1 pseudogene is annotated in these 250 nt (G+C 42.0%); it reads right to left on the bottom strand.

The window, feature by feature from the left end:
- Positions 1–250, bottom strand: a pseudogene (locus tag ACYQ2O_RS13740) (RNA-guided endonuclease TnpB family protein); the annotation flags it as partial.

The raw sequence follows: 250 nt of genomic DNA, 5'->3' as shown, positions 1-250 counted from the left end.
ACCAGAATAGAGACGAAATACTTTCCCGACTTGTTCATAGAAATGGTGCACGACTTGATGACTCCTTCAAACTTTCTGTGTTGGTTCAGCTTCACGAATCCAGTTTTTGGAAGTTTGATTTTCCCGTCTTCTATGCGGATATTTCCGCCTTGGTTGTTGGTGGTATAACTCGCTTTCGACTTGTGTTTGGATTTGAACTTCGGGAAACAGACGGACTTGTCTCGGAAAAAGTTTTTATAGGCTCTTTCCA

Source organism: Alkalibacterium sp. m-11, from assembly GCF_054658155.1.
This window is presented reverse-complemented; position numbering and strand designations above follow the sequence as displayed.